The organism is Actinomycetota bacterium (assembly GCA_030774015.1).
Taxonomy (GTDB): Bacteria; Actinomycetota; UBA4738; order UBA4738; family JACQTL01; genus JALYLZ01.
Map to the genome: position 1 here is coordinate 49,155 of JALYLZ010000043.1, position 25,696 is coordinate 74,850.

General features: G+C 71.0%; 28 protein-coding genes and 1 tRNA gene. 11 read left to right on the top strand and 18 right to left on the bottom strand.

What is annotated here, in order from left to right; genetic code table 11:
• Positions 1–69 precede the first annotated feature (69 nt).
• The 4 genes from hpt to M3Q23_04330 all read right to left on the bottom strand — a co-directional run bounded on the left by hpt (position 70) and on the right by M3Q23_04330 (position 3,528).
• On the bottom strand, positions 70–627 hold the full coding sequence (gene hpt / locus M3Q23_04315; protein MDP9341336.1) for a hypoxanthine phosphoribosyltransferase: 558 nt from the start codon (positions 625–627) through the stop codon (positions 70–72).
• Positions 628–714: 87 nt separating this feature from the next.
• Positions 715–1,728 (bottom strand): tRNA lysidine(34) synthetase TilS, encoded by a 1,014-nt coding sequence (gene tilS, locus M3Q23_04320; protein ID MDP9341337.1) that lies wholly within the window; start codon positions 1,726–1,728, stop codon positions 715–717.
• A gap of 8 nt (positions 1,729–1,736) precedes the next feature.
• The gene (locus tag M3Q23_04325) at positions 1,737–2,813 is read right to left on the bottom strand and encodes a zinc-dependent metalloprotease (protein MDP9341338.1); all 1,077 of its coding nucleotides are present in this window, start codon (positions 2,811–2,813) and stop codon (positions 1,737–1,739) included.
• 49 nt (positions 2,814–2,862) lie between these two features.
• Complete coding sequence (locus M3Q23_04330) at positions 2,863–3,528, bottom strand: hypothetical protein (protein ID MDP9341339.1); 666 nt, start codon at positions 3,526–3,528, stop codon at positions 2,863–2,865.
• Positions 3,529–3,684: 156 nt separating this feature from the next.
• Between M3Q23_04330 and M3Q23_04335 the strand changes: the two genes are divergently transcribed.
• The 3 genes from M3Q23_04335 to M3Q23_04345 all read left to right on the top strand — a co-directional run bounded on the left by M3Q23_04335 (position 3,685) and on the right by M3Q23_04345 (position 4,787).
• Positions 3,685–3,954, top strand: coding sequence for an Lrp/AsnC ligand binding domain-containing protein (locus M3Q23_04335; GenBank protein ID MDP9341340.1), 270 nt, complete (start codon positions 3,685–3,687; stop codon positions 3,952–3,954).
• A 115-nt stretch (positions 3,955–4,069) separates the two neighbouring features.
• Positions 4,070–4,294, top strand: a complete 225-nt coding sequence (gene clpS / locus M3Q23_04340) for an ATP-dependent Clp protease adapter ClpS (GenBank protein MDP9341341.1) — start codon at positions 4,070–4,072, stop codon at positions 4,292–4,294.
• A 4-nt stretch (positions 4,295–4,298) separates the two neighbouring features.
• A complete protein-coding gene (locus M3Q23_04345) occupies positions 4,299–4,787 on the top strand; it encodes a DUF2017 domain-containing protein (GenBank protein ID MDP9341342.1) in 489 nt (162 codons plus the stop codon).
• Positions 4,788–4,823: 36 nt separating this feature from the next.
• On the opposite strand, the gene M3Q23_04350 is transcribed toward M3Q23_04345, so the two are convergent.
• Positions 4,824–5,078 (bottom strand): DUF4242 domain-containing protein, encoded by a 255-nt coding sequence (locus M3Q23_04350; GenBank protein ID MDP9341343.1) that lies wholly within the window; start codon positions 5,076–5,078, stop codon positions 4,824–4,826.
• 115 nt (positions 5,079–5,193) lie between these two features.
• Here M3Q23_04350 and M3Q23_04355 point away from each other — a divergent pair, with 115 nt between their 5' ends.
• Entirely contained in the window at positions 5,194–5,688 is a 495-nt protein-coding gene (locus tag M3Q23_04355) for a hypothetical protein (GenBank protein MDP9341344.1), read from the top strand.
• Here M3Q23_04355 and M3Q23_04360 read toward each other — a convergent pair.
• On the bottom strand, positions 5,678–6,250 hold the full coding sequence (locus M3Q23_04360) for a ferric reductase-like transmembrane domain-containing protein (protein MDP9341345.1): 573 nt from the start codon (positions 6,248–6,250) through the stop codon (positions 5,678–5,680). The genes M3Q23_04355 and M3Q23_04360 overlap by 11 nt on opposite strands.
• Complete coding sequence (locus tag M3Q23_04365; protein ID MDP9341346.1) at positions 6,247–7,239, bottom strand: FAD:protein FMN transferase; 993 nt, start codon at positions 7,237–7,239, stop codon at positions 6,247–6,249. Before M3Q23_04365 ends, M3Q23_04360 begins: the two co-directional genes overlap by 4 nt.
• Between M3Q23_04365 and M3Q23_04370 the strand changes: the two genes are divergently transcribed.
• Positions 7,239–7,661 (top strand): hypothetical protein, encoded by a 423-nt coding sequence (locus tag M3Q23_04370; GenBank protein MDP9341347.1) that lies wholly within the window; start codon positions 7,239–7,241, stop codon positions 7,659–7,661. The two genes, M3Q23_04365 and M3Q23_04370, sit on opposite strands and share 1 nt — an antisense overlap.
• Positions 7,662–7,759: 98 nt before the next feature.
• On the opposite strand, the gene M3Q23_04375 is transcribed toward M3Q23_04370, so the two are convergent.
• Positions 7,760–8,593: a class I SAM-dependent methyltransferase gene (locus M3Q23_04375; GenBank protein ID MDP9341348.1), complete on the bottom strand. Its 834-nt coding sequence runs from the start codon at positions 8,591–8,593 to the stop codon at positions 7,760–7,762.
• A gap of 76 nt (positions 8,594–8,669) precedes the next feature.
• Here M3Q23_04375 and M3Q23_04380 point away from each other — a divergent pair, with 76 nt between their 5' ends.
• Complete coding sequence (locus tag M3Q23_04380) at positions 8,670–9,107, top strand: GNAT family N-acetyltransferase (GenBank protein ID MDP9341349.1); 438 nt, start codon at positions 8,670–8,672, stop codon at positions 9,105–9,107.
• Between the two features lie 239 nt (positions 9,108–9,346).
• On the opposite strand, the gene M3Q23_04385 is transcribed toward M3Q23_04380, so the two are convergent.
• The 3 genes from M3Q23_04385 to M3Q23_04395 all read right to left on the bottom strand — a co-directional run bounded on the left by M3Q23_04385 (position 9,347) and on the right by M3Q23_04395 (position 11,206).
• On the bottom strand, positions 9,347–10,396 hold the full coding sequence (locus M3Q23_04385; GenBank protein MDP9341350.1) for a Fic family protein: 1,050 nt from the start codon (positions 10,394–10,396) through the stop codon (positions 9,347–9,349).
• Between the two features lie 282 nt (positions 10,397–10,678).
• Positions 10,679–10,754: transfer RNA gene (locus tag M3Q23_04390), tRNA-Thr, on the bottom strand.
• Between the two features lie 110 nt (positions 10,755–10,864).
• Positions 10,865–11,206, bottom strand: coding sequence for an MTH938/NDUFAF3 family protein (locus tag M3Q23_04395; protein MDP9341351.1), 342 nt, complete (start codon positions 11,204–11,206; stop codon positions 10,865–10,867).
• A gap of 72 nt (positions 11,207–11,278) precedes the next feature.
• Between M3Q23_04395 and M3Q23_04400 the strand changes: the two genes are divergently transcribed.
• A complete protein-coding gene (locus M3Q23_04400; GenBank protein ID MDP9341352.1) occupies positions 11,279–12,181 on the top strand; it encodes an LLM class flavin-dependent oxidoreductase in 903 nt (300 codons plus the stop codon).
• A gap of 30 nt (positions 12,182–12,211) precedes the next feature.
• Here M3Q23_04400 and M3Q23_04405 read toward each other — a convergent pair whose 3' ends face one another.
• Genes M3Q23_04405 through topA form a run of 4 tightly spaced genes read right to left on the bottom strand, consistent with a single transcriptional unit; the run spans position 12,212 to position 18,282 of the window.
• A complete protein-coding gene (locus M3Q23_04405) occupies positions 12,212–12,808 on the bottom strand; it encodes a dihydrofolate reductase family protein (protein MDP9341353.1) in 597 nt (198 codons plus the stop codon).
• 19 nt (positions 12,809–12,827) lie between these two features.
• On the bottom strand, positions 12,828–13,961 hold the full coding sequence (locus M3Q23_04410; GenBank protein MDP9341354.1) for an AAA family ATPase: 1,134 nt from the start codon (positions 13,959–13,961) through the stop codon (positions 12,828–12,830).
• Positions 13,958–15,988 (bottom strand): dTMP kinase, encoded by a 2,031-nt coding sequence (gene tmk, locus M3Q23_04415; protein ID MDP9341355.1) that lies wholly within the window; start codon positions 15,986–15,988, stop codon positions 13,958–13,960. Before tmk ends, M3Q23_04410 begins: the two co-directional genes overlap by 4 nt.
• Positions 15,985–18,282: a type I DNA topoisomerase gene (gene topA / locus M3Q23_04420; GenBank protein MDP9341356.1), complete on the bottom strand. Its 2,298-nt coding sequence runs from the start codon at positions 18,280–18,282 to the stop codon at positions 15,985–15,987. Before topA ends, tmk begins: the two co-directional genes overlap by 4 nt.
• 190 nt (positions 18,283–18,472) lie before the next feature.
• On the opposite strand from topA, the gene M3Q23_04425 reads away from it, so the two are divergent.
• From M3Q23_04425 to M3Q23_04435, 3 genes are read left to right on the top strand one after another with little or no spacing between them, the layout of a single operon-like run.
• Complete coding sequence (locus M3Q23_04425) at positions 18,473–19,231, top strand: DedA family protein (protein ID MDP9341357.1); 759 nt, start codon at positions 18,473–18,475, stop codon at positions 19,229–19,231.
• A 46-nt stretch (positions 19,232–19,277) separates the two neighbouring features.
• Positions 19,278–19,712: a phage holin family protein gene (locus M3Q23_04430; protein MDP9341358.1), complete on the top strand. Its 435-nt coding sequence runs from the start codon at positions 19,278–19,280 to the stop codon at positions 19,710–19,712.
• Positions 19,709–20,080 carry a hypothetical protein gene (locus M3Q23_04435; GenBank protein ID MDP9341359.1) on the top strand — a complete coding sequence of 124 codons (372 nt, stop codon included), beginning with the start codon at positions 19,709–19,711 and terminating at the stop codon, positions 20,078–20,080. The genes M3Q23_04430 and M3Q23_04435 overlap by 4 nt, the downstream gene beginning before the upstream one ends.
• 10 nt (positions 20,081–20,090) lie before the next feature.
• Here the strand turns inward: M3Q23_04435 and M3Q23_04440 are convergent, their stop codons facing one another.
• Together M3Q23_04440 and M3Q23_04445 are read right to left on the bottom strand one after the other, a co-directional pair.
• Complete coding sequence (locus tag M3Q23_04440) at positions 20,091–20,777, bottom strand: response regulator transcription factor (GenBank protein ID MDP9341360.1); 687 nt, start codon at positions 20,775–20,777, stop codon at positions 20,091–20,093.
• On the bottom strand, positions 20,774–22,282 hold the full coding sequence (locus tag M3Q23_04445) for an ATP-binding protein (protein ID MDP9341361.1): 1,509 nt from the start codon (positions 22,280–22,282) through the stop codon (positions 20,774–20,776). The genes M3Q23_04440 and M3Q23_04445 overlap by 4 nt, the downstream gene beginning before the upstream one ends.
• 126 nt (positions 22,283–22,408) lie before the next feature.
• Between M3Q23_04445 and M3Q23_04450 the strand changes: the two genes are divergently transcribed.
• A complete protein-coding gene (locus M3Q23_04450) occupies positions 22,409–24,730 on the top strand; it encodes an APC family permease (protein ID MDP9341362.1) in 2,322 nt (773 codons plus the stop codon).
• Between the two features lie 417 nt (positions 24,731–25,147).
• Here the strand turns inward: M3Q23_04450 and M3Q23_04455 are convergent, their stop codons facing one another.
• Positions 25,148–25,693: an HDIG domain-containing protein gene (locus tag M3Q23_04455; GenBank protein MDP9341363.1), complete on the bottom strand. Its 546-nt coding sequence runs from the start codon at positions 25,691–25,693 to the stop codon at positions 25,148–25,150.
• Positions 25,694–25,696 lie beyond the last annotated feature (3 nt).

Sequence of the window (25,696 nt, forward strand, 5' to 3'; positions counted from 1 at the left end):
CGCACTCCGGACGCCTTCCTGCCCGCGTCCGCTGGAGAGGAGGGCCGCCTCGTGCGGCTCTCCTCTTCGTTATCCGAGGACGCCCTCGTAGGCCTCCGGCTTCAGGGTGGCCACGTAGGGGAGGTTGCGGAACTTCTCGGCGAAGTCGAGGCCGTAGCCGACCACGAACACCGGCGGGATCTCGAAGCCCTTGTACTTGATCGACACGGGCACCTTGGCCATCCCCTGCTTCTCCATCAGCGCGCAGACCTCCAGGCTGGCCGGCCGGCGGGTCCGGAGGTTCTTCAGCAGGTAGTTCAGGGTCAGGCCGGAGTCCACGATGTCCTCCACCAGCAGGACGTTGCGGCCCTCGATCTCGTGGTCGAGGTCCTTCAGGATCCGCACGACGCCGGACGTCTTCGTGGCCGCGCCGTAGGACGACACGGCCATGAAGTCGAACTCCAGCGGCAGCCGGATGTGCCGAGACAGGTCGGCCATCATCACGAACGCGCCCTTCAGCACGCCCACCAGCAGCAGGTCCTGCCCCTGGTAGTCGCGGGTGACCTCCTCGCCCAGCCGGCGCACCGTGTCCTGGATCTCCTCGCCGGAGATCAGGACCTTCTCGATGTCGGTCTCGTGGTCGGGCACGTGAGCCAGCAGTGTAGGAAGGGGAGCTTCGATACGCGAACGGGAGATCGGATCTGCGATGCCGACGTCCATTGGAAGCTCCCCCCTCTAGTGGCGTGTGCCCGCGGCTCCGGGGGAAGTTCGGGCCACGCGAACATACTCCTTCTCCCGGACGGCGAGCAATCCCTCGGCCAGATTTCGCCTGCGGCCGGGGACGCCCGCGGCCAGGTCGAGGATGGCCGCGACGTGGTCTTCCTGTGGCGCCACGTGGAGCGCGATGAGGCCCAGGCGGGCCACCCGGCCGGCCACGGCCCGGGGCAGCGAGGCCAGCTCGGCCGCCGGGAGCGTGAAGCCGTCCGGCACCTCCTCCAGCAGCTCCCGCGCCGCGGCCTCGGACTGCCGGGCCAGCTCGTCGGCGTCGGTCCGAAGTAGTGCGGCGCTGCGGGCGATGGGGTGCTTCACCTCCCGCCCCAGCGCCCGTTCCATCGCGGGAAGGACCGTGTGGCGGATCGCGTTGCGCGGAATCCCGAGGTCGCGGTTGGTCGGATCGATGCGGGGGCGAAGCCGGAGCGCCCGCACGAACGCCTCCACCTCCTCCCTGGTGACGTCGATGAGGGGCCGCACCATCGGCCCCTCCGCGGGCCGGATCCCCGCCACCGAGCCCAGCCCACCGCCCCGCGTCAGCGCCAGCAGGACCGTCTCCGCCTGGTCGTCCAGCGTGTGGCCGGTCGCGGCCCGGGTGGCCGGGGCGTCGCGCAGCACGCCGGCCAGCGCGCCAAGGCGCACGGCCCGGGCCCAGGCCTCCACCGACTCGCCCCGGTCGGGCCGGTCCTCCGCCGTCCGGAGGTGAAACGGCAGCCGCAGCCGCTCGGCCTGGCGGCGGGCGTACGCGGCGTCCTTTCCGGAGTCCGGCCGGAGCCGGTGGTCGAAGTGGAACACCTCCAGCCGGATCCGGAACAGCCGCCGCAGCCGGTGCAGCGCGTGCAGCAGGCAGGTGGAATCCGGGCCTCCCGACAGGGCGACCAGGACGCGATCCCCGGGCATGAGCATGTGGTGCTCGCGGACGGTGGCGGTGACGCGTTCCAGCACCCGGGCGACCGCGGGAGGCCGGCGCGCGGCCACGGCAGGCGCTACCGGGCCGGTCCCACCCGGGCCAGCCACTCCTCCGGCTTCAGCACCTCGGACATGGAGGGAAGGTTCGCCTCGTCATCCCACACCCGGTTGAAGCCGTCCATGCCGACACGGTCCACGATCTCCGCGACGAACCGCTCGCCGACGTCGTACTGGCGGATCTTCGACTCGAAGCCGATCAGGCGCTGGAACGACCGCTCCAGGCCCGACGAGCGCCGACGTTCCTGGAGGGACCGGCGCATCCGGCCCGCCTCCGGGATCCGCCCCTCGCCGACCCGGTCCATGACGAAGTTCGCGTGGCCCTCCAGCAGCGACATCATGGCCTGGATGCCCTCCAGGATGGCCCGCTGCTCCGGGGTCATCAGGAGCAGAACCAGGTCCTGGCCCCGCTTGCCGCCCTTGGTGCGGAGCTCCTCGACGACGCCCTTCAGGGCTTCCACGATCTGGTGCGGGTCGAGCTGGACCGCCGACAGGTACGCGTCGATCCGGCCGGTCAGGTAGCCCCGGAGCCACGGGACGGCGCCGAACTGGACCCGGTGGGCGGCCTCGTGCAGCGACAGCCACCTCCGGAAGTCCCGCCGCGGGAAACGAAAGCGCCGTTCCGCTCCGACCACGTTCGGCCCCACGAAGTACAGCAGCCCGTCGTCGTCGGGCGGAACGAACAGGTCGTACTGCCCCAGGACCTTCCGGGAGACGTATCCCATCAGGATCCCGATCTGGAGCCCCAGGCCCTTGCGGCGGATGGCCACGCCCGCGCCGTCGCTCCGGTGGGCCAGCACCCGCTCCGCCAGCGGCTCCAGCACCCGCTGGAACCCGCGGAGATTCGCGTCGATCCACTCGGAGCGGCTCATGACCCAGGCCCGGGCCCGGTACCCGGAGGGCTGGAGGCCGGTGAACTCGACCACCAGGTCCTGGGCCTCGGACACCGCTTCGGCGAAGTCCTCGTCCAGGCGGGCCCGCTCCACGTCGGTCAGGTGCGCGCCGGCCCCGCCCACCCTGGCGCCCACCATCGACGCGACCTGCCAGTCGACCAGCCGGGATGCCTGCTCGCCCATCTTCCAGTCCAGGGCCCGCACGGCTACCTCCCCCTCACCAGGGGGCATCCCCGAACCGCGCCCGAGGGAATCAGCTCTCCGCCTTGGCCCTGGCGGCCTTCATGGCGGCGGACCGGGCCCGCCCTTCCGCGACCCGACGGTCCGTGCCTTTGGCCAGCTGCTCGGCCAGGACACGCTCGAGGGTCTCCTGGTCGAGCTCGATGGCTTCCGCTTTGGGCCGGGGAGGTGCGGGAGCGGCTGCCGGCGCGGAGGCCCCCGCGGCCGGTGCCGCCGCAGCAGCGGGCGCCTGTCCAGCCGAGCCAGCCGCGGCGGGAGCGGCTCCAGGTGCGGGCGCAGCGGGCGCGCCGACGGCGACCGGTTGCGGCGGCGCCACGATGGGCGGGGGAACGGGCTGCACCGCGACGGGCGGAGACGCCTGCCGCCACGACCGCTGGAGGCCGACCTGGGGCTCCGGAGCCCGGACCCCGGCTCTGGGCCGCCCCTCCGCGTCCTCGTCCCGAGAGAAGCGCGGGGAGAACCGGAGGTACGAGAACGCTGCCAGCAACAGGATGATGCCCCCCAGCACGATGGCTCCCTCGGCCATCCAGTACACCCACCCGCCGGTGTCCCGGGACGGGGACTGCGTCGGGTTGATGCTGACCTGGGCCAGCGCGGCCTGTGGGAGCAGGACGACGCCGAGGATCGCGGCAACGAGCGGCACCATCGGTCGGGACAGACGGGGACGGCGCGAGCGCATCGGGCCGATTCTACCGGAAGGGTTTCCGCGGCGAGCCCGGCGAAGCGAGGCCCGTCCGGCCCCTGGACGTGGGGTCCACCGACCCGAGATCCGCGAACGCGGCCGGCGCATCCTCGCCGGTGACGAGAGACGAGACCCCGAGACGGGAGGGCGGAAATGGACGCCTACATGCTGGTGCAGACGCAGATCGGGCAGTCGCGGGAGGTCGCGCGGGAGATCGGCCGCCTGGAGGGTGTGGTGTACGCGGAGCCCATCACGGGTCCGTACGACGTCGTCGCCCGGGTGAGGGGCCGGGACATGTTCAGCCTCAACGGCACCACCCTCGCCGCCATCCAGGAGATCCCGGGGGTGACCCGCACCGTGACCTGCCCGATCTCCTCCGTCCCGGAGCTGACCACGGCGGCCACGGCAGCCACCTCTGCCTGAGCCCGCAACCCGGGCCGGGAGTTGCGACAATCGAGGGGTGACGGACTCCTCCACCACGACGCTCCCGGTCGAGACCGAACGGCCCTCCGCCGACGACGTCGTCGATCCCGAACGGCTGTGGCTGGTCGTCGTGTGGAACGATCCGATCAACCTGATGTCCTACGTGACCTACGTGTTCCAGAAGCTGTTCGGGTACAGCCTGGAGAAGGCCACCCGGCTGATGCTCGACGTGCACCACAAGGGCAAGGCGGTGGTGTCCAGCGGGAGCCGCGAGCACGCGGAGTTCGACACGTTCCGCCTCCATGCCCACGGCCTGTGGGCCACCATGCAGCGAGGTTGAGGCGATGCGGGGGGCGAGGATTCGGCGAACGCGCCGCGGCGACTTCGAGCTCCGGCTGCCCGGGGCCGAGCGCGACGTCCTGCGGTCCCTCCCCTCGCAGCTCCGGGTGGTGCTGCGGTCGGGCGACCCGGCCCTGGAACGGCTGTTCCCGCCGGCCTACGCGGAGGACGCGCGGTTGGAGGAGGAGTATCGCGGGCTGGTCCGGGAAGACCTGGTCGTGACCCGGGAGACCTCCCTGGACGTCATGGCGTCAACCATCGACGCGACCCGCCTGGACGAGGAACAGGTCCTGGCCTGGCTGAGCGCCATCAACGACCTACGGCTGGTGCTCGGGACCCGTCTCGACGTGACCGAGGACCTCTATGAGACCGGACTGCCGGAGAACGACCCGCGGACCGTTCCCTTCGCCATCTACAGCTACTTGGGCTGGCTGGAGGAGCAGGTCGTGCTGGCGCTGGCCTCCGGGTTGGACCCGGCCGGGACGCGGGACTGAGCCAGGGCGTCCCGGCGTCACCGGCGTCAGGCTTGGCTACGACCCTTCCTGGACCTGGTAGATCTCGTCGGCCACCAGGCCGTGGGCCTCCCGGTGCACCGTGGCCGCCGTCTCGGCATCCGGCGCGTCCACCAGGCAGAACACCTTGCCCGACCCCTCGTCAACCCAGTAGCGCAGGTACTTCACGCCGTACTGGTCCTGAGTCTTCACGTCCGCCGCGTGAGCGTCGGCCACGTCCTTCGCGGTCGACCCCTCGGGCAGCTCCTTGTGCACGTCCATGAACAGTGGCATCGCGCCTCCTTCCGTTCCGGCGGGCCAACCCTACCTCGTTTGACGGGTCGAACGGTTGCGTGAATCCTCGACCGTACGCGGTTGGACGGGCCGCGGGACGAGGAGAGGAGGACGGATGTTCCCCACCCCGAAGAAGACGATCGCGGGGCTCACCGAGAGCCTTCGGGGCCGCCTCTCGGAGCCGATCCAGGCCCTCGGCATGTTCATGCCCCGGTCGGCCCTCACCCCCGGCCAGTCCGGGCGCGACGTGAAGCACCTCATGAAACAGCCGGTGGCCGTCGCGGTGACCCCGACTCGGCTCCAGGTCTTCGCCTTCAAGGTCGGGGCGTATTCGGGAAGCGTCAAGGTCCTTGACGAGCTGGCGTCGTGGCCCCGGGCCGGCGTGCGGGTGGTGCGCGGGCAGGACGTCCACACCCTCCGGGGGGTGGACTTCAACATCGGGGTGACCCAGAACCTCATCGGGCTCCAGTTCCCGGACGGCCACAGCGTGCTGTTCGGCTACACCCCGCTGGGCGGCACGATCCGCGAGCTGGAGGACTCCTTCGTCCGTGAGCTGGCGAAGGACGCGCCGCAGCGGGACGCCCCGGCCGGGCCGGCGTTCAGCTCGTAGCGGCTCGCCGGCGATCGACGGCGGCGACGGGCTGCCGCCGTCCCCACTGCATGACCCGCACGGCCGTCAGGGTGGCGGCGGCCAGGACCACCCCCATCACCAGGATCCGGAACCACGTCGAGCCCGCGTCGGTTCCCGCGCTCAGCGCGTGGACGGTCCCGGCCGCGAACACCACGAAGCCGCCGTAGTGGACGCGCCGCCAGAGGCGTTTGGGGATCCGTGACCGCGCGAGCGACGTGATCTCGACGGCCAAGAGGACGTACATGGCGGCGATGCCCCAGGCCACGGCGGCGGGATGCCAGTTCCCCGTGAACGGGACCAGGACGTTCACCAGGCTGAACTGCACGTACGTGTCGAGGAGGATCGCGCCGACGTGGACGCCCGTGAACACCACCGCGATGCCACCCAGGAAGCGGTGAAGGTCGAACAGCCACGCCGGGCGGGGCCGGGACCCCATCGCGCGGGTGGAGATGGCCAGGCCCCACAGGACCGAGGCCGCCGCCAGCGTCCACGCCACGATCCCCGAGGCCCGGGCCGTGTACCAGACCAACGTGGAGCTCATCGCGTCGCCGGACCGGCCAGGACCGGGACCGCCTCGGCCGCCTCGGCCGCCTCGGCGGTGTCCGGAGGCGGAGGGGAGATCACCGGCGAACCGGTGAACCGAACGAGCCCGGCGCTTCGGTGCACCGCGCCCGCGTCGTCGACGAGGAGGCCCTCGGTCCCGGTCGCGCGGAGGAGGTCGAGCCCGTCGCGGGGTCCAGCCAGGAAGAGTCCCTTGGCCAGCACCTCGGCCTGCCAGGCTCGCGCCGCGACCACCGACGCGGAGAGCACGCCGGTCCGGGCGGGCCGGCCGGTGGACGGATCGATCAGATGATGACGGCGATCGGCGGCCGGGCCCCACGTTCGCCTGGCCCGCGTGCTGGTGGCGACGGCGCCGTCCAGGAGCCCCACGACGGCCGCCGGCTCGGGGTGCCCGGGGTGCTCCACGCGAATGGTCCACGAGTCGCCGCGCGGCGGCGTCCCCTGGACACGGAGGTCTCCTCCTACGTTCACGCAGCACCCCTCGGCACCGAGCGCCAGGAGCTCCTCGCACAGCAGGTCCGCGGCGAGGCCCTTGCCGATGCCGCCGGGATCGAAGCCCACACCACGCGGAAGCGTGACGGTGGAGGCGATCGGGTCCACCAGGATGGCCTCGTAGCCCCGGGACAGCGGCGAGTTCGCACCCGTGGAGCGCTCCGAGAGCAGCTCGAAGCTCCGGTCGTATCCCGCCCGCAGCACCGCACCGAGCACCGTGGGGTCGTACCAGCCGCCGGTGACGCGAGCGCCTTCCACCGACAGCTCGACCAGGCGAAGGGTCTGGCCGGAGACGTGGACCGGCCGCCCGGCCATCTCGTTCATGCGGCTGACCTCGCTGTCGGGCCGGAACCGGCTCCACCTGGCCTCCAGGTCCTCGACGAACCGCCACCCCAGGCCCGGCAGCGACGGCGGTCCGCCCACCACGACGACCTGGACGTCGGATCCCATGGCCCGGAACCGAGCTTCAGCTGCCATTGCTCGTCACCGAACCTCCCGAGCTGGGCGCGGCCGGCTGGGCCGACCAGCTCTTCGAGGTCGTTCCCGAGCTCGTCGATCCCGAGGAACTCGAGGACGATGAGCTCGAGGAAGAGGAACCGGTCGCCGTGCTGGTCGAGGCCGTGCCGCTCGTGGCCACGGCGGATGTCGCCGCCGCCCGGATCGCCATCGACCCCCCCAGCCCCAGGAACGTGGCCACACTGAGGACGGCCGCCAGGACGCGGGATCGAGCGGCCGCATGCCGGCGCCTCCGACGGGGCCGCGGGCCGGCCGGCTTGGAAGCCCCCGCCGCTGTCGGGCGGTTCGGCGTGGTCCGTTCGTTGTACGTCACGGCTGCCCTCCGTTCTCCGGGTCGAGGTGATCGAGCCCAAGTCTCGTCGCGCGCCCTGAGCCGGCCGTGAATGGAACCTGAGAGGTCTCTGTGAACCCACGCGATGAGCGCATCGATCGGGGGTTGCCCCGGCCCCGCAGAGCCCCGTCACCGGCTGACCGCCAGGATTCAGGGACGTCGCCGACCTCGTTCAGGTGACTCCGAGGCGGATTCGATAGCAGACCACCATCGGGTACGAACCATCGCCGAGGACTCGATGCGCCGTATGCCGAAGCTGCTCGAACGCCTCCTCGACCTCCGGCGCCTCGCCGCCGAACAGGGCGCGGGGGCCGCCCACGCTCTCGGCCAGACCGACGATCCGGCCGGCGTCCGGTCCACGCCATGGCAGACGATTTCCCGTGCGAACCGGAAGTGCCCGCTCTCACGAATCCGTTCGAGGTGGCGCTCCTTGGGCCACGTCGCCGCTCCCGCCTCCAGGCCGAGCCGCTTGCGGGCTGCGCGCCGCGCCTCGAAATGGGCGGCGAAGGCGTCATCCACCTCCGGATGGACCACCGGCGGCACGTCGTAGTCGTAGGCCGCGAACACACCGCCGGGCCGAAGGATCCGGGCCGACTCGTCGAGCGCCGCCGCGGGCTCCATCCAGTGGAATGCCTGAGCACAGGTGACGACGTCCGCGCAGTCCGCGGCCAGACCCGTGTCCGCGGCGAACGCCTCCACGTAGCGCGCGTTGGGCGCCGTGGTCGCGAGACGGGCCCGGGCGACCATCGCCGGGTTCGGCTCGACGCCCAGGACTTCCGCCGCCCGCTCGGACCAGACCCGAGTCGAGAGCCCGGTGCCGGCCCCCAAATCGACGACCAGAAGGGGCCGCTCCACCTGCGCGACGAGCATCAGGATCTCCAGCAGGGCCGGAGGAGGCGCGGGACGGTGGCGGTCGTAGACCTCGGTGAACCCGTCGCCCTCGTACCCGGACCGGTCGATCAGCACCCGCGAGAACTCGTTCACGGCCGAGATGGTAAGGCCGGCGCCTCTGCGGCCGTCTTCCTGCCGAGGGGTCGGTCTCGTCGCATAGCATCCTCACGTGATCCGGACCGCTCGCTTCGAGGATCTCGGCTCGCTTCGCGCGATCGACGAGCTCGCTGTCTACCAAAGGGAAGGCCGTGCCTGGGTCGCGACTGACGAAGACGACCGGCCGGTCGGGTACATACTGGCGCGGGTCGTCGACTCCAACGCCCACATCGATCAGGTCTCGGTGCATCCGAATCATGCGCGTCAGGGGATCGGCGCGGATCTCATCGAGACAGTCGTTGCATGGGCCAAGCAGCATCGGCTTGCGGCGATCACGCTCACGACCTTCTCGGAGGTTCCCTGGAATGCTCCCTACTACCAGCGGCTTGGCTTCAAGAGGGTCGCCGACGTCGAGGTCACCGATGGGCTTCGTCGGATCCGCGACCATGAGGCCGCTCATGGGCTTGCCGAGTGGCCGCGCGTGACCATGCGCCGTCCGCTGACCGGCTGAGTTCAGCTCATGGGGTGACAACCGCCGCATGCGTCGTCGCTGTGGAGCCGGAGGTCGGACTCGAACCGACGACCTGCGGTTTACGAAACAGGATGCGCTTGTCTGGGTCATGCGACGCAGTGCGTCATGGTGCCTCTGAGCAGGACATTTAGTCCACGCGGTCGAGCACCATAGGCCTGCGTACCCAGGGAGCACATTCCCCCTGGATTCCCAATCAGCCGACCTTGTGCCATGACGCGCTACCTCTGAGGCGGCAACTCACCGGACTCGAGATCCGCGATCAGGTCCAGTAGGCCCGCCGCCTCCCAGGCCCGGTTGCGGGCCGATTCGCTGAGGCGCACCAGGATGCCTGCTTTCTCGAGGTCCGCCATGCCGTTGGTCACTGCCGGCCTCGTTCGTCTGGTGGCCGCCACTCCCACCGGCACGGTGATGATCGGGTGGCCAGGCAAGGCATCGATGATCGCCCATGCAGCGGCGTCCGAGCGGGGATCGGAGTGCTCTCGAAGCTGCTTTCGCCACCGCTCTTGCAGCGCGGCGACCTCGGCAGCGTAGCGAGCTGCGAGCCCTGCCGCTTGAGCCGTGGCCGCTGCGAAGGTCTGCAGCCACTCTGGGATGCGGTCCTCTCGGAACAGGGTCAAGCCTTCGATGTACCGCTTCTTGTCGCGAGCCAGCACGACGCTGACCGGCGGCACGAACGTGGGGGCCAGTCCGCGTCGGCGGAGGATCACCTGCACCAACGCACGTCCGGTGCGGCCGTTGCCGTCATCGAAGGGATGGATCGTCTCGAACTGGGCGTGAGCGACGGCCGCCTGGACCAGCGGGGGGAGCGTGTCGTCGTTGCAGAAGCCGCAGAGGTCGTCAAGCAGCCCCTCGATCTCCTCGATGGGTGGAGGGACGAAGTCGGCCCCGCAGGGGTTGTAGTCGTTTCCGCCGATCCAGTTCTGAGATCCGCGAAACCGTCCGGCGATCTTGGCTCTCGGATCGCGGGCCAGCAGCCGGCCGTGGATGTCCAGAAGATCCTGCTCCCGGATGGCTTGGACTGTTACGGCGCGCTCGATCGCAAGCTGCATGGCGTCGATGTTGGCGAGGATCTCCGCCGCCTGTGGCCCGACCGAGCCGCCCGTCTCCTGCTTGGCTTCTGCATGAGCCAGGGCCCGGGTCTCGACCTGTAGACCTTCGACCTTGGAGGAGGCAATCGATTCTGTCCTGAGGAGGAGCCGGGCCAGTGGCACCAGCTCCGGCCCGGCCCCGCGATTCAGCTCCGCGACTGCCTTCTCGGCCTCGGACACGACGCCCGCCACATCTCCGGGAAGCGCGAGCTGGAGCTCGGAGATGGGCTCTGGGATGAAGGCGTCGTATTCGCAGCCCCTCCGGTACCTGGGGGGCGCGTAGAGAGCTGGGTTCGACTCCCAGACCCGCCGCACATACCTGCCTCGCATGCCGTCTACCCTTTCCCTCTGACTCGCCATGGTAAAGGCTAGGCTCTATCCTTTACCCTAATCTCGGCGATAGACGCTGGCAGGACTCCAGGGGGAGGGAAGCATGACTCCCTGCCTGAACGGGCTTTCTCGTGGAGCCGGAGGTCGGACTCGAACCGACGACCTGCGGTTTACGAAACCGCTGCTCTGCCAGCTGAGCTACTCCGGCGACTGGCAAACAACGCGGCAGGCAACGGACCCAGGAACCTTCGGCAGCCGCGTGCGAAGTGTAGCGAACGGTCGCGGACGCGGGCCGAGCCGCCGGTCCCGCTCCGATGCTCAGCAGGTGAGGTGCAGCGCTGCGGCCGTGGCCGCAGGGTCGAGCTCCTCGTAGCGCCGGACAGCCTCCGGGGTGGACAGGGCCTCCACCTCGATCCCCCGGGACCGAATCCACTCCAGCGCGTCCGGGTCCGGGCGCATCCGTCCGTCGGCTCCCGTTCCGACCACGAGGTGCTCGGGCAGCTCGTCCAGGACCTCCTCCAGGTCCTCGATCACCAGCGAGTGGCCATCCTTGCGCCACCAGTCGGAGACCACCCGACCGGGAAGGACGATCACGTCCCGCGAGTACTCCTTCCCGTCGATCCGAACTCGCCCGAACTCGTACTGCTCGATCCGCGGCATGGCCTCATCACCTCCACCGGAGCGTACCCAAGCCGGACTCTCGCCGCGGGGGACCCGCATACACTGCGCGCAGTGGCCAGGTCGCTCCGCGTCGGTGTGCAGCTGCCCGAGGTCGAGCGCGAGGTGCGATGGCCCGAGTACCGCTCCATGGCCCGGGCCGCCGAGGACGCCGGGTTCGACTCCATCTGGGTCGGCGACCACCTCCTGTACAGAGGCGACGGGAAGCCGGAGCGAGGGCCGTGGGAAGCGTGGACGCTGCTGTCCGCGCTGGCCGCGGTGACCGACCGGGTCCGCCTCGGGCCGCTGGTCGCCTGCGCCGCCTTCCATCCGCCCGGCCTCATCGCGAAGGCAGCCGCCACCATCCAGGAGGTGAGCGGGGGGCGGTTCGTCCTGGGCCTCGGGGCCGGATGGAACGAGCACGAGTTCCGGGCCTTCGGCATCCCGTTCGACCGTCGGGTCGACCGCTTCGAGGAGGCCTTCACCGTCATCCGCCGGCTGCTGGAACTGGAAGGGGAACGGGTGACCCTCCACGGCCGGTTCCATCAGGTGGAGGACGCCGTGCTGCTCCCCCGCCCGGAACGGCGGCCCGCCCTCATGATCGGGAGCACCGGCCCCCGCGTCCTGTCCATCGCGCTGCCCCACGTCGACGCCTGGAACACCTGGTACGACCTGTACGGGAACACGCCGGAGGGGTTCGCCCGCGAGAACGCGAAGGTCACAGCGGCGGCGGAGGAGCTCGGGCGCGACCCGGCGACCATCGTGCGGAGCGCCTGCGTCCTGGTGGTGGTGGACCGCTCCGTCGTCGAGCGGCCGGTTGACCAGGGCGTCACGCCCCTGGAGGGCTCCCCCGACCGGATCGCGTCGGGGCTTCGCGACCTGGCCGAAGCCGGGGCCGACGAGGCGATCCTGGTGCTCAGCCCGATCACCGAGCGATCGATCAGGACGTTGGGCGAGTCCCTGGCCCTCCTCGCGTAGCGCGCCGGAACCGCCCGCCGGACGCTCCCGCTACGCCTCCTCAGCCGGAGCGTAGGTCGCGAGGACCGCGCCCGTGCTCACCACCTGATGGTCGACGAGGCGCAGCGCCCTGAGAGCACCGTCGTCGCGGAAGAGGCGCTTCCCGCCACCCAGGACGACGGGATCGATCATGAACCGGAACTCGCCGACCAGATCGTGCTCGATCAGGGTCTTCACCAGCTCCGTGCTGCCGATCACCAGCAGGTCGTCGCCGGCCTCCTGCTTCAGCGCCCGCACGGCCTCGGCGACCTCGCCCTGGAGCACGATGGAGTTCTGCCACTCGAGCGGGTCGGCCAGCGTCCTCGACGCCACGTACTTCGACCGCGTGTCCAACGGCTCGGCGAGGGGCTGCTCCTCCTCCGAGGCGTTCGGCCAGTGCGACGCGAATCCCTCGTAGGTCCGGCGCCCCAGCAGGAAGCCGCCCGCCCCGGTCACGTTCTCGAGCACCCAGTTCATCGAGGCGTCGTCGAAGTAGCGCAGATGCCAGCCCCCGTGTTCGAAACCGCCCGTGGTGTCCTCGTCGGGGGCACCGGGCGCCTGCACGACGCCGTCGAGGCTCATCCACTCCTGCACGATCACATTGCGCATCTGGGCCTCCTTCCGGCGCTCAGGCGGCGCCGGCGTGGGAGCGCCACACCTTCAGGAACGCGTCCTCCAGGACCAGGCGGAGGTTGAGGTTGGTCTCGTCGGCGATGGCGGCCCGCGCCTCCTCCACCATACCGAGGGCCCGCGCGGCGGCAACCGGGTCACCGGCCTCCGGGGGCAGGTCGAGGTTCATCCGCTGGGCAGCCTCTCCTCCCCGGGCCGTCGCGATGCGGTCCCGGAGCAGGCTCGACGCCGCGAGCATCACCCAGTCCACGTGGTCGCGCTCGGCCCGCCGGAGCCGGCGCTTGTGCCGGTCCTCCAGCCGCCGGACCACGCCCCGGAACGCATCCTCCACCCGGCCCCGGTCGTCCAGGAAGGGCGCCAGCTCCTCCTCCAGGGCGCCCTTCAGGCCCTTGCGGTACCGGTCGCTCGAGGCCAGCACGACGTCCGCCGCGCCGAGGGCCCCGGCCGGCCCGGTCGCGGCCAGCCGCAGCGCCTCCACCGCCGCATCCCGAAACGACAGGCCGTCGCCGGACGCGGCCAGGCGCCGGGCCCGGCCCAGGTTCCCGCCAGCTAGTCTGGCGCAGAGTAGTGCGAGCGACGGCTCGACCCCTTCCTCGGCCAGCCGCCCCGCCACGAAGGGCTCCGCCAGCGGCAGGAACGAGACCACGTGGCATCGGGAGAGCACGGTCTCGGGAAGCTCGTCCGGCCGCGCCGAGAGGAGCAGCAGCACGGCGTCGGCCGGCGGCTCCTCCAGCACCTTCAGCAGCACGTCCGCGGCCGCCGGGTTCAGCCGGTCGGCCTCCCGGATCACGAACACCTTCCGGCCCGGCTCGGGGGCCGTCCGGAAGGCGGGATGCCAGATCTCCTCGCGCACCGTGTCGACGTGGATGTCCCGGCCCTCGGGCTCCACCACGAACATGTTGGGGTGCCGCTCCTTCAGCGCCAGCGTGCAGGCCCGGCACTCGCCGCACCCGCCCCGGTCGCACAGCAGCGCCGCCGCGAACGCCTGCGCGGCCTGCTGCTTCCCGCACCCCTCCGGCCCCGCCAGCAGGTAGGCGTGGTGCGGCCGGGCGGCGGCCTGGCGCAGGAACGCCATGGCCGCGTCCTGCCCGGGAACGCGGTCCAGCACCGGTACGACGGAGACCTCGCTCACGGCTTCGGGGTCTCCGCCTGGGGCCCGCGGACCACGCGCATAAGCGCCTCTCGAACCTGCTCGTGCACCACTTCGGGCGGCCGCCCGGCGTCGACGACCACGATCCGCTCGGGGTGCTCCTCCGCGATCTTCAGGAAAGCGTCGGCGACCTTGGCGTGGAATGGCGGGCCCTCGGACTCGATGCGGTCCGCGTCGCCGTCCTGTCCCGCCCGGGCCAGGCCCTCCTCCGGCTCGAGGTGCAGCAGGATCACCAGGTCGGGGAACAGGCCCTGGGTCGCCCACACGTTGAGGGTCAGCACGTCCTGCTCGCCCAGGCCCCGGGCCACGCCCTGGTAGGCCAGGGACGAGTCGATGAACCGGTCGCACAGCACGACCTTCCCTTCCTCCAGGGCCGGCCGGATCACCGCGGCGACGTGCTGCGACCGCGAGGCCGCGAACAGCAGCGCCTCCGTGCGCGGCTCGACGGTTCCGGTCTTGGGATCGAGCAGCAGCTCCCGGAGGCGCTCCCCGAGCTCGGTCCCTCCCGGCTCCCGGGTCACCAGCACCCGGATGCCCTCCCGTTCCAGGAGCTGCCGGGCCAGCTCGATCTGCGTGCCCTTGCCCGCGCCCTCCACACCCTCGAACACCACGAACACGCCCGGACGGGGGCCCTTGACCAGGCGGGGCAACAGGGCCAGGGGCTGAGGCTTGGTCAACCGGTGGCGCCGGAGGCCGCGAAGCGAGGACGCGCCGGCCAGCAGCACCACGACCCCGCCGGCCCACAGGGCGATCCGGGTCCCGGCCAGGTCGAGCCGCACCCCCCCGACACTCGTCCCGTGATCCCCCACGGCGCCCGCGATGAGCGGGAAGACCACGAACGACCCGAACATCCCCAGGCGCGACATGACGGTGAGGGTGGCGAAGGTCCGGCCCCGGAACTCGTCCGCCACGTTCTCCTGGAGCAGGGCGTACCCGGTCACCCACGTCATCCCCGCGAAGAACCCCAGGAACACCGTCACCAGCGACGCGAGCAGGATGTTGGGCATGGCCGCGTCCACGAACAGGGCGACGGCGCCGGAGATCATGGCGATCGGGAAGAGGTGCTCGCGCTCGATGAACTTGCTGACCTGTCCGAGCGAGGCCATGCCGAGCCCCATCCCGATCCCGATGGACGTGACCAGGAATCCCCAACCCGAGCTTCCCGCGTGCAGGGTGAGGCGGGCGAACACGGGGCCGAGCGCGATCACGGACCCCACGCCGGCGAACGCCACCACGATGCCCACGGTCATGGCCCGGACCAGGGAATGCCGCCGCAGGAACCGGATCCCGTCCTTGATGTCCTTGCCGGCCCGGGACAGCTGGAACGGCGCGCCCTGGGTCGCGGTCCGGCGGATGGGCAGCTGGTTCACCATGTAGGCGGAGAACCCAAACGTTCCCGCGTCCAGCCACAGGGCCAGGGACTCCGGGGTGTGCTGGAAGTAGGGCACGCTGTGTCCGATGGCGACGGACACCCCGACCAGGACGGCGAAGACGATCCCTCCGAGGGGGAGCGTGCCGTAGGTCGTGGCCAGGCCGAGCGTGTTGGCGTTCACCAGCTGCCTTCGGGGGACCAGGTTCGGGACGCTGGAGTCCTTGGCCGGCGTCCACACCAGCGACAGGCACTCGATGCAGAACGACAGCAGCAGGATCGCCCACAGCCGGCCCAGAAGCGGCATCGACGCGTACATCAGGCCGCGGCCGATGTCGGCGGCGATCATGAGGTGCTTGCGGTTGACCCGGTCCACGATGACGCCGGCCAGGGGGCCGAACAGCACCGACGGCAGGATCCGGGCCATCATCACCCCGGCCACCGCGTAGGCCGCGGCCGACGGGGAGTGCTTTTCGAGCCGCGCGACGAGCGAGGTCACCGCGACGAACCCCACCCAGTCGCCGAGCGACGAAACGGTCATCGCCGCCATGAGCTTGGAGAACGACGGGTGGCGGAACAGGTCCTTCAGGGTCGCGGGCTTGGTGCCCCGAAGGGCGGCGACCTCGTCGGCTACGCTCACGCTTCGGTTGCCACCACGGTACCGTCCTCCACCACCGCTCCGCAGGCGTTGCACTTGGCCTTGCCGCCGGCCTGGGCCAGAAGGAGCCCGCCGCATTTCGGGCAGGGCTCCGGGAGCGGGCGCTGCCACACGGCGAACTTACACTCCGGGTAGCGGTTGCAGCTGTAGAAGGTGCGCCTCTTGCGGGTCCGCTTGGCCACCAGCTCGCCCTGGCCGCATTCCGGACAGGTCACGCCGGTGCCCTTCTCCTCCTTCTTGATGTACTTGCACTCCGGATAGCCGGAGCAGCCCACGAAGGGACCGTACCGCCCGACCTTGCGGACCAGGGGTTTCCCGCACTCCGGGCACATCTCGCCGGTGGGCTCGGGCTCCGGCTTCTCCTGGCCGTCGACGTTGCGGGTGTACCGGCACTCCGGGTAGTTCTTGCACCCGATGAACTTGCCGGCCCGGCCCAGCTTGATGACGAGCTTGCCGGGCTCCCGCCCTTCCTGCGGACACAGGGGGCACAGCTCGTCCAGCTCTTCCTGGGGCCGCTCGATCTCGTCTTCCTTCTTCTCGAGGAGCCGCTCGAAGGGGCCGTAGAACTCGTCCAGGACCTGCTGCCACCGCATCTTGCCCTCGGCGATGTCGTCGAGCTCGTCCTCCATCCGGGCGGTGAACCCCACGTCCACGATGTCGGGGAAGTGCTCGACCAGCAGGTCGGTGACCACCTCGCCGACGTCCTCCGGATAGAACCGGCGGCTGTCCAGGCGGACGTAGCCCCGGTCCAGCAGCACGGAGATGATCGAGGCGTACGTGGACGGGCGCCCGATGCCGAGCTCCTCCAGCGCCTTCACCAGCGAGGCCTCGGAGAATCGCGGCGGGGGCTGGGTGAAGTGCTGCTCGGGGAGGACCTCCAGCAGCCGCAGGACCTGCTCGGCGGTGAGCGCCGGCAGGCGCGACTCCTGGTCCTCGTCGGGGGAGTCGTCGCGCCACTCGAAGTACACCCGGCGGAACCCGTCGAAGCGCATGGTCTGGCCGGTGGCCCGCAGGAGGTACACGGGGCCCTCCGAGGGGGACACGGCCTCGATGTCCACGCTGACCTGGTCGAAACGGGCCTCGGCCATCTGGGAGGCCACGGCGCGCTGCCAGATCAGCCGGTACAGCCGAGCCTGGTCGCGCTCCAGGTGCGCTTCCACGGTGTCGGGGAGCCGCGCGGCGGACGTCGGCCGGATGGCCTCGTGCGCCTCCTGGGCGCCGCGCTGCTTCTTCCTGAACCGGCGCGGCTTGTCCAGGCCGTACTGGTCGCCGTACTGCGACCGGACCACCTCGTTCAGCTCGCGGAGGGCCTGCTCCGCGATGTTCACGGAGTCGGTCCGCATGTAGGTGATCAGGCCGGCCTGGCCCTCGCCGGGGAGATCCACGCCCTCGTACAGCTGCTGGGCGATGCGCATGGTCTTGCGGGAGGAGAACCCGAGCTTGCGGGCGGACTCCTGCTGGAGGGTGGAGGTGGTGAACGGCGGCGACGGGCTCCGCTTGACCTCCTTCTGGCGGACCTCCCTGACCTGGTAGGCGGCCTCGCGGAGGCGCTCGACGTGGGTCGCCGCATCCGGCTCGGCCCGCAGGACCAGCCCCTTCTTGTCCGGGGAGGCGGCGAGCTTCTCGGCGCCGATCTGGATGAGCCGGGCCAGGAACGCGTCGTCGTCCGAGTCGCCGTTCGGCGTGAGCCGGGCGTCCACCGACCAGTACTCGACGGCCTGGAACGCCCCGATCTCGCGTTCCCGGTCCACGATCAGCCGCAGGGCGACCGACTGGACCCGTCCGGCGGACAGCCCCTGGCGCACCTTCTTCCACAGGATGGGCGAGAGGCGGTAGCCGACCAGGCGGTCCAGGACCCGGCGGGCCTGCTGTGCGTCGACCAGCTTCAGGTCGATGGTGCCGGGCTCGCGGAACGCCTCCAGGATGGCGTCCTTCGTGATCTCGGTGAACCGGACCCGGCGGGCATCGGCCGGCGCGACCCCCAGTACCTCCGCCACGTGGTAGGCGATGGCCTCGCCCTCCCGATCGTAGTCCGTGGCCAGGATGAGCTCGGCCGCCCGCTTGTGGGCAGCCTGAAGGGAGGCGACGACCCTCTTCGAGTCCTCGGGGACCACGTACTCGGGCTCGAACTCGCGCTCCGTGTCCACCCCGAGCTTGTTCTTGGGGAGGTCCCGGATGTGTCCGTACGAGGCCTTGACCGTGAAGTCCGGGCCGAGGTACCGCTCGAGGGTCTTCGCCTTTGTCGGAGACTCGACGACGACCAGTTTCTTGGGCATGAGGGTTCGGCTTATTACACGCGGGGGAGGAAAGGTGTCAAGCAACGGGGCTCCCCGCAGGTCAACCCCGGCCAAGAGTAGCAGGCCCCACCGACACGACTTCTCCACACGGGGAGAGCGTCTGTTCGGTAGCGGGCCGATACCCTTGGTTACTTCTTCTCCGAACAACGAAAGGGCGACCGATCTTCCCGTGACCCATTTCCTGACCGACACGGTGGCCTCGAACGGCTACCTGGCCGTCCTCGTGTTCATGGCGGTCGGGTCGGCCTGCATCCCCATCCCGAGCGAGATCGTGATGGTGTTCGGCGGGGCTCTCGCGTCCTCGGGCTTCGCCGAGCAGGTCCTGCACGACCCGTCGAAGCAGCTCTCGTTCGTCGCGATCGGGCTGGTGGGCGTGGCCGGGACCCTGGTGGGGTCGTGGGCCGCGTACGCCGTGGGCTACGCGGGAGGGCGGCCGTTGATCGACCGGTGGGGACGGTACCTGCTGCTGCGCCCCCACGAGGTCGACCGGGCGCACGCCTGGTTCGAGGACCACGGCGAGGCGGCCGTGTTCTTCTCCCGGCTGATCCCCATCATCCGGGCGTTCATCAGCCTGCCCGCGGGCGTGGCCCGGATGTCGTTCTGGCGGTTCACCGTGTACACCGTGCTGGGCTCGATCCCGTGGACGTTCGGGCTGGCCGGGGCGGGCTACCTGCTGGGCGAGCGGTGGCGGAGCGTGGAGACGTACGCCCGGCCCATCACCATCGCCTTCGCGATGCTGTTCGTGGGGTTGGTGGCGTGGTGGATCGTGCGGCGGGTCCGGTCCCGCGGGGCGGCCGCCGAGCTCGATGCGGGCGAGGGGCCCGGCCAGCCTGATATGCCTGACGCGCCCGAGGGGCGCGCCCCCGCCGTCCGCAGCGGTTTTCCCGGCACGGCCACGGGGAATCCTCCACCTGACGAACGCCGCTAGCCCGGCACGCCCCGCACGCGCTAGGCTCCGACGCGGAGGGAGAACCGTGGACGACACCGAGAGCCTCGCCACGCACGGCACGGACGGCGCCGGGCCCAAGAGGGAGCGATCCACCATCGAGCTGGTGCGCGCCATCGCCCAGGACTCCAGCACCCTGGTCCGCCAGGAGCTGCAGCTGGCCCGCCAGGAGGTCACCGAGGCCGTCAAGGCGAAGGCCATTGGGGCCGGCGCGCTGGCCGCGGCCGGAGCCATGGGGCTCCTCGCGCTGATCTTCCTGGCCGTGGCGGGGGCGGCGGCCCTCGACATCGTGCTTCCCCGTTGGGCGGCGTGGCTGATCGTGGGCGGGACGTTCCTGGTGCTGGCCGGCGGCGCGGCGATGTTCGGGCTGCGCCGGATGAAACGGCCCTCCATGAAGCCCGAGGAGACCGTACGGACGGTGAAGGAGGACGTGGAATGGGCCAAAGCGCAGCTCAAACGGTGAAGGAGATCGAGGACACCCGCGGCCGCCTGGACGCGGAGCTGCGTGAGCTCGAGCAGCGCCTCCCCCGACCGGCCGTGTGGGCCAAGCGGGCCGTCGGGATCGCCGTCGGCGGCGGCATCGGCGGAGCCATGTTCTGGATGGCCGTCCGCCGGCTCCGCAAGCGCAAGAAGGCCCCCGAGCCCCAGACCGTCCCGGTGCAGGCCGTGATCCAGGTCGTCCCGGACGACGTGGCCGAGCGGCTCTCCGGCGCGTTCAAGGATGGGCAGTGGAAGCCGTGGGTGGCCGGCGCCGCCGGCGTCTATGTGATCCTGCGCCTGGCCGAGATGCGGCAGCTCCGGAGGATGAACAGGGCCCTGGCAACGCGCTGAGATCCGACCCTCAGCCCTGGGATTCCATCATCCAGCGGTAGCCCACGCCGGGTTCGGTGGTGATGAACGTGGGCGATGCGGCGTCGTCGCCGAGCTTCCGGCGCAGTTGGCGGACGTAGACGCGCAGGTAGTTGCTCTCGACGCCGTACTGCGGCCCCCACACCCGCTGGAGCAGCCACCGGTGCGTAAGCAGCTTGCCCGGATTCGTGGCCATGGCCTCCAGGAGCCGGTACTCCGTCCTGGTCAGGTGGACGGGCGAGCCGCGCAGGAGCACGAGCTGTCGGCCCGCGTCGATGACGAGCTCGCCGAACCGCAGCACCGCAGGCGCCGGATCCTGCGGCCCGGCCCGGCGCTTGGCCGCGCGCATCCTGGCCAGCAGCTCCTCCAGCCCGAACGGCTTGGTCACGTAATCGTCGGCCCCCGCGTCCAGGGCGGCCACCTTCTGGGCCTGGGCGTCACGCACGGACAGGACGATCACGGGCACGTCGGACCATCCCCGGAGCTCCCGGATGACGTCGGTCCCGTCCCGGTCGGGAAGGCCGAGGTCCAGCACGATCAGGTCGGGCGCGGCCGCGGCCGCTTCCACCAGGGCCTCCTGCCCGTTCGAGGCCACCGAGACCTCGTGCCCGTGGGCGTGCAGCGCCGCCCGAAGAGCTCGCACGATCTGGGGCTCGTCGTCCACCACCAGAACCTTCACGGAACCTCGGTGGTGGTCCGCTCGGACCCAGCCGGCTCGGGGGGGAGCGCTGTCGACGGCTGAGCAGGAACGGGAAGCTGGAACGCCACGGCGGTCCCCCCCGCGGGCGTCCCCTCGATCCAGATCCGCCCGTCGTGCGCGAGCACGATGGCCCGGGCGATGGCCAGACCCAGGCCGGTCCCTCCACGACCGCTCCGCGTGTCTCGCTTGAAGAACGGCTCGAACACCCGCTCCCGGTCCTCCCGAGGGATGCCGGGGCCGTCGTCGGCCACCCGCACCTCCACCCGGGACGCCAACCGATGGACGGCCACCCGCAGCTCCCCTCCAGGCGGGGAGAACCGAATGGCGTTCTCCAGGATGTTGGTCAGCACCTGGTCGATCTGGATCGGGTCGATCGAGACGAGGGGAAGGTCGTCCCGGATGAAGGTCCTGACCCTGACGCCCTTCAGGGCCGGGCCCAGCCGGCCCAGCACGGCCTCCACCACCTCCTCGACGGGCATCAGCTGGGAAGCGGGCCGGAGCGCGCCGGCCCGCATCCGGGCCAGGTCGAGGAGGTTCCCGACCAGGCGGTTCAGGCGGTTCGCCTCCTCCAGGCTGGTGCGAAGCAGTTCCTCCCGCTGGCCGGCGTCGTGCACCGCCTCGGCGTCCAGGAGGCTGCTCACGCTGGCGGTGATGGAGGCGAGCGGGGTCCGGAGGTCGTGGGTGATCGACGAGAACAGCGCCGCCCGCAGGTCGCTGGCCTCGGCCTCCAGGCGGACCCTTCTGATCTCCGCGTCGTAGCCCGTTCGCTGGAGCGCCATGGCCACCTGGCCGGCGAACGCCCGGAGGGAAGCCCGCTCGGCGTCCGTGAACGGCTGCCGGCCGGCCGCCCGCGTGACGACGAGCGAGCCCACAGCCCGGGGGCCGATCTCCAGGGGAACCTCCACCGCGGCCCCGTCGCCATCCTCCGTGCCCACGCCGCCGGATCCTCGTGCGAGGACGTCGAAGCGGTCGCCCGCCACCTCGGCGGCGATCCGGCACGACGCGAGGCCGAACAGCTGGACCAGGGTCCGCGCCGCGGCCTCCAGGCTGCGATCGATCGGCTCGTCGGAGAGCAGGCGGCCGGTGAACGAGGCCAGGCTCCTCGCCTCCGACGTGCTGCGTTCGGCCCGGTCCCGCTCCTGGAGGACCCGGGCCACCAGCGCCGCCACCACGCTCGCCACCACCAGGAACACGGCCAGGGCGACCAGGTCCTCGGCGTGGCGCACCTTCAGCGTGTGGAAGGGCTCGGTGAAGAAGAAGTTCAGCCCGAGGAAGGAAAGGATCGCCGCGGCCACGCCGCTCCACCGGCCGCCGAACACGGCGGCTCCGACCACACCGACCATGTACAGGGACGCCGCGCTGGCGGCGGCGTGATGGGGAAGGGCGAGGGCCAGGAGGGTCGCGCCCACCGGCGCGCCCGCGGCGGCCACCGCGCGGCCGGGCGACCGCCTGGGGATCCGTGAAGCCCACCGGGGCGAGCTCATCCGAACAGAGCTTGCGTCGGCCCGGGCGGGGTGACAACCGCGCCAGCAGACAGTTTTGATGACTTCTTGACGGGCGGGCGGCGTTCCCTAACGCCTCGCCTACGCCGCGGCTGAAACGCTGCCGCCATGGCTCTCGTTGACGAGGCGAGGCCGGGCCAGCAGCGCGCCCTGAAGCGCGTGCTGATCGGCCGGCGCCACCCCAGCTCCCACCTCCCGCACACGCTGCTGCCGAAGATCCTGGCACTCCCGATCTTCTCGTCGGACCCCTTGTCGTCCGTGGCCTATGCCACCGAGCAGATCATGGTGGTGCTGCTGGCCGCGAGCGCCACCTCCCGGCACCTGGTCATGCCGATCTCGCTGGTCATCGCGGGGACGCTGGCCATCGTGGTGATCTCGTACCGGCAGACCGTGCGGGCCTATCCCTCCGGTGGCGGCTCCTACATCGTCAGCAAGGACAACCTGGGGACGCTCCCGGCGCTGATCGCGGCCGCCGCCTTGCTGGTCGACTACGTCCTGACCGTGGCCGTGTCCGTGGTGGCCGGCGTGGTGGCGATCGTGGGGGCCGCCTCCGGCCTGGCCCATTACACCGTCGAGATCTCCCTGGGGTGTGTGGCCATCCTCACGCTGGCGAACCTCCGGGGCGTCAAGGAATCGGGCGCGGTCTTCGCTTTTCCCACCTACGCCTTCGTCGTCTCCATCCTGCTGATGGTGGGCGCCGGCCTGGTCCAGTGCGCCACGGGCGGATGCGCTTCCGCCGCGTCGCAACATGTGGCGGCCATCTCGGACCTGGCCCGGAACGCCGCCCCGCTCGGGCTATTCGTGATCCTGCACGCGTTCTCGTCGGGCTCCACCGCGCTGACCGGCGTCGAAGCGATCTCCAACGGCGTGCAGGCGTTCAAGCGCCCCCAGGCCAGGAACGCCGCCGCCACCCTCGGCGTGATGGGGGTCATCTCGATCACCATGTTCCTGGGGATCTCCTATCTGGCCACCCACGTGCACGGCGTGGTGCCTCCCGGACCGGGAGCGCGTTCGGTGGTGGGCCAGATCGCCTTCGCCGTGTTCCACGGTGGTCTCGGATTCTACGCGGTGCAGGCGTTCACGGCGGCCATCCTGATCCTGGCCGCCAACACCTCCTACCAGGACTTCCCCCGGTTGTCGGCCATCCTGGCCCGCGACCGCTTCATGCCCCGGCAGTTCGCCAACCGGGGGGACCGGCTGGTGTTCTCGAACGGCATCATCGTGCTGGCGACCCTGTCCGGGCTGCTGATCTGGGCGTTCAACGGGAGCCTGGACCGGCTGATCCAGCTCTACGTGGTCGGTGTGTTCACGGCCTTCACGTTGTCGCAGGCCGGGATGGTCCGGCACTGGCTCCGGGAGAAGCAGAAGGGTGGGGACGCGGCCCGACGGTGGAGGGTGTCGATCGTCCTCAACGCGGTCGGCGCGGTGTGCACCGGCGTCGTGCTCATCGTCATCGCCTCGACCAAGTTCCTGGAGGGCGCGTGGATCTCCATCGTGGCCATGGGGGTCATCATCGTGCTGTTCCGGGGGGTGAACCGGCACTACGCGGGCGTGGGCAGGCAGCTCCGTCAGCGGGCCTTGTCCCCTCGCGTCCCCCGAAACCACGTGACGCTGCTCGTCCCCGGCCTCGATCAGGCCACCGCGGAGGCTCTCGGGTACATCCGTTCCATCCGGCCGGACGGCGTGCGGGCCGTGTACCTCTCGCCGAGACCGCCCTCCCCGGACCTGGCGGGCCGATGGCAGGAGCTGTGCGGTCAGTGGATTCCCCTGGAGCCGCTTCCCGCCCCGGATGGCGACCTGCTGGCGGGAGTACGGGCGCACCTGGGGTCGATCCCGCGGGACCCGGGCGACTTCGCCACGGTGGTCCTGCCCGAGCTCATCGACGAGCCGGGGCTCGGGTACCTCCTTCGCCGACGCGACCTCATCCGCCTGAAGAACGGGCTGCTCCGGGAGCGCCGGATCGTCGTCACCGACGTCCCCGTGGTGAGCGAGAACGGCCGAGAGGTGCCGTCCGGCTTCGTCGTGCCCCACCGCACGGTGGCGCTCGTGTTCGTTTCAGGCGTCCACGATGCCGCCATCCGGGCCGTCAACTACGCGCGGTCCCTCCAGGCCGTGGAGACCCGGGCCGTGTTCTTCGCCCTGGACCACGAGGGCACGGACAAGGTCATCGAGGAATGGTTCGACCGGCGCCCGGGCATCGCCCTGGACGTGGTCGACGCCCCGTATCGGGACCTGACCGGACCCATGCTGGAGGAGGTCCGCCGCCACACGTCGCGCCCCGACACCCTGGTCTCCCTGGTCATCCCGGAGCTCATCCCGAAACGAGGCCCCCACTACCTCCTGCACCGCCAGACCGCGCTGTTCGTCAAGCGGTTGTTCCTGTTTGAAGAGCGTGTCGTGCTGTCTGCCGTGCCGCACCACCTGGAGTAGGTGCCGGGCTCGGCAAACCCACGCTGCACAGCGGGGTCGGCGGCTGCCGCGGGGGCCCGGGGCCCACCGCTCCCGGAACGCGAGCGGGGACGCCGTGCGGGTCCCTGAGGCTACGCACCGCGTTCCTCCCCGGTCCCCGCACCGCCCCCGCGGCCCCGCCTGCAAGCGGTCCATGCAGCCGCCGAGCTGCGATCGAGACCCGGGCCGAGCGAATGGGACCCTCGTACGCCGCACGGATCGCTTGCCTGGCGCGGCGGAGCCCTCCCGGAGCGGTCCGCCGGCGACCGGCCGAAGGCCGGCGAGCGGAGGTGGAGTCGAGCGCTAGCGAGCACAGCCGGAGCGAGTTCGCCGGCGGATCCCGGAGGGAGGGTCGCCGCGCCTCACGCCGGGACGTGAGGGTTCCGAGCTTGTCCTGCCTTACAGGTCGATGTCCGGCGCGACCTGCCGGAGGCCCTCGATGGAGACGGCGAAGAACTCGTCAAGGTCCAGGCCGAGGACCTCCGGGGCCTGGGCGATCTCGTCGCGGTTCACACCGGGGGCGAAGGCCTTCTCCTTGAGCTTCTTCCTCACCGACGACACCTTCATGCCCGCCGAGCGCTCCGGGCGGACCAGCGCCGCGGCCACCAGCAGCCCGGCCACGGCGTCGGCGTGCACCACGGCCCGGGACATCAGGTCGGTGCGGTACTGCTCGTGGGCATGGGCCAACACGCCGTTCACGACGCGTTCGTCGACCCCGGCCTCCCGCAGCCACCCGGCCGCGAGATAGGCATGTCGCTCCAGGTCCTCCCCGGTCTGGTCCTGGTCCAGGTCGTGGAACAGGCCGGTCAGGGCCCACAGGTCCTCCTCGCCACCCAGGCGGCGGGCCAGCGCCCGCATCACGCCCTCCACCGAGATCAGGTGGCGGACCGTGGTCTCCTTCTCCGTGTGCTCGCGGACCAGCGCCCGCGCCTGCTCGAGTTCCATGTG

What these genes read in the sequence shown, in the direction of transcription:
- M3Q23_04345 (MDP9341342.1), top strand. Translation starts at nt 4,299, where the DNA reads ATGCGGGGGGCGAGGATTCGGCGAACGCGCCGCGGCGACTTCGAGCTC.
- M3Q23_04395 (MDP9341351.1), bottom strand. Translation starts at nt 11,206, where the DNA reads ATGCCGCGGATCGAGCAGTACGAGTTCGGGCGAGTTCGGATCGACGGG.
- M3Q23_04330 (MDP9341339.1), bottom strand. Translation starts at nt 3,528, where the DNA reads ATGCGCTCGCGCCGTCCCCGTCTGTCCCGACCGATGGTGCCGCTCGTT.
- M3Q23_04350 (MDP9341343.1), bottom strand. Translation starts at nt 5,078, where the DNA reads ATGCCACTGTTCATGGACGTGCACAAGGAGCTGCCCGAGGGGTCGACC.
- M3Q23_04335 (MDP9341340.1), top strand. Translation starts at nt 3,685, where the DNA reads ATGGACGCCTACATGCTGGTGCAGACGCAGATCGGGCAGTCGCGGGAG.
- M3Q23_04405 (MDP9341353.1), bottom strand. Translation starts at nt 12,808, where the DNA reads ATGCGCAATGTGATCGTGCAGGAGTGGATGAGCCTCGACGGCGTCGTG.
- M3Q23_04365 (MDP9341346.1), bottom strand. Translation starts at nt 7,239, where the DNA reads ATGGCAGCTGAAGCTCGGTTCCGGGCCATGGGATCCGACGTCCAGGTC.
- topA (MDP9341356.1), bottom strand. Translation starts at nt 18,282, where the DNA reads ATGCCCAAGAAACTGGTCGTCGTCGAGTCTCCGACAAAGGCGAAGACC.
- M3Q23_04455 (MDP9341363.1), bottom strand. Translation starts at nt 25,693, where the DNA reads ATGGAACTCGAGCAGGCGCGGGCGCTGGTCCGCGAGCACACGGAGAAG.
- M3Q23_04450 (MDP9341362.1), top strand. Translation starts at nt 22,409, where the DNA reads ATGGCTCTCGTTGACGAGGCGAGGCCGGGCCAGCAGCGCGCCCTGAAG.
- M3Q23_04360 (MDP9341345.1), bottom strand. Translation starts at nt 6,250, where the DNA reads ATGAGCTCCACGTTGGTCTGGTACACGGCCCGGGCCTCGGGGATCGTG.
- M3Q23_04355 (MDP9341344.1), top strand. Translation starts at nt 5,194, where the DNA reads ATGTTCCCCACCCCGAAGAAGACGATCGCGGGGCTCACCGAGAGCCTT.
- M3Q23_04445 (MDP9341361.1), bottom strand. Translation starts at nt 22,282, where the DNA reads ATGAGCTCGCCCCGGTGGGCTTCACGGATCCCCAGGCGGTCGCCCGGC.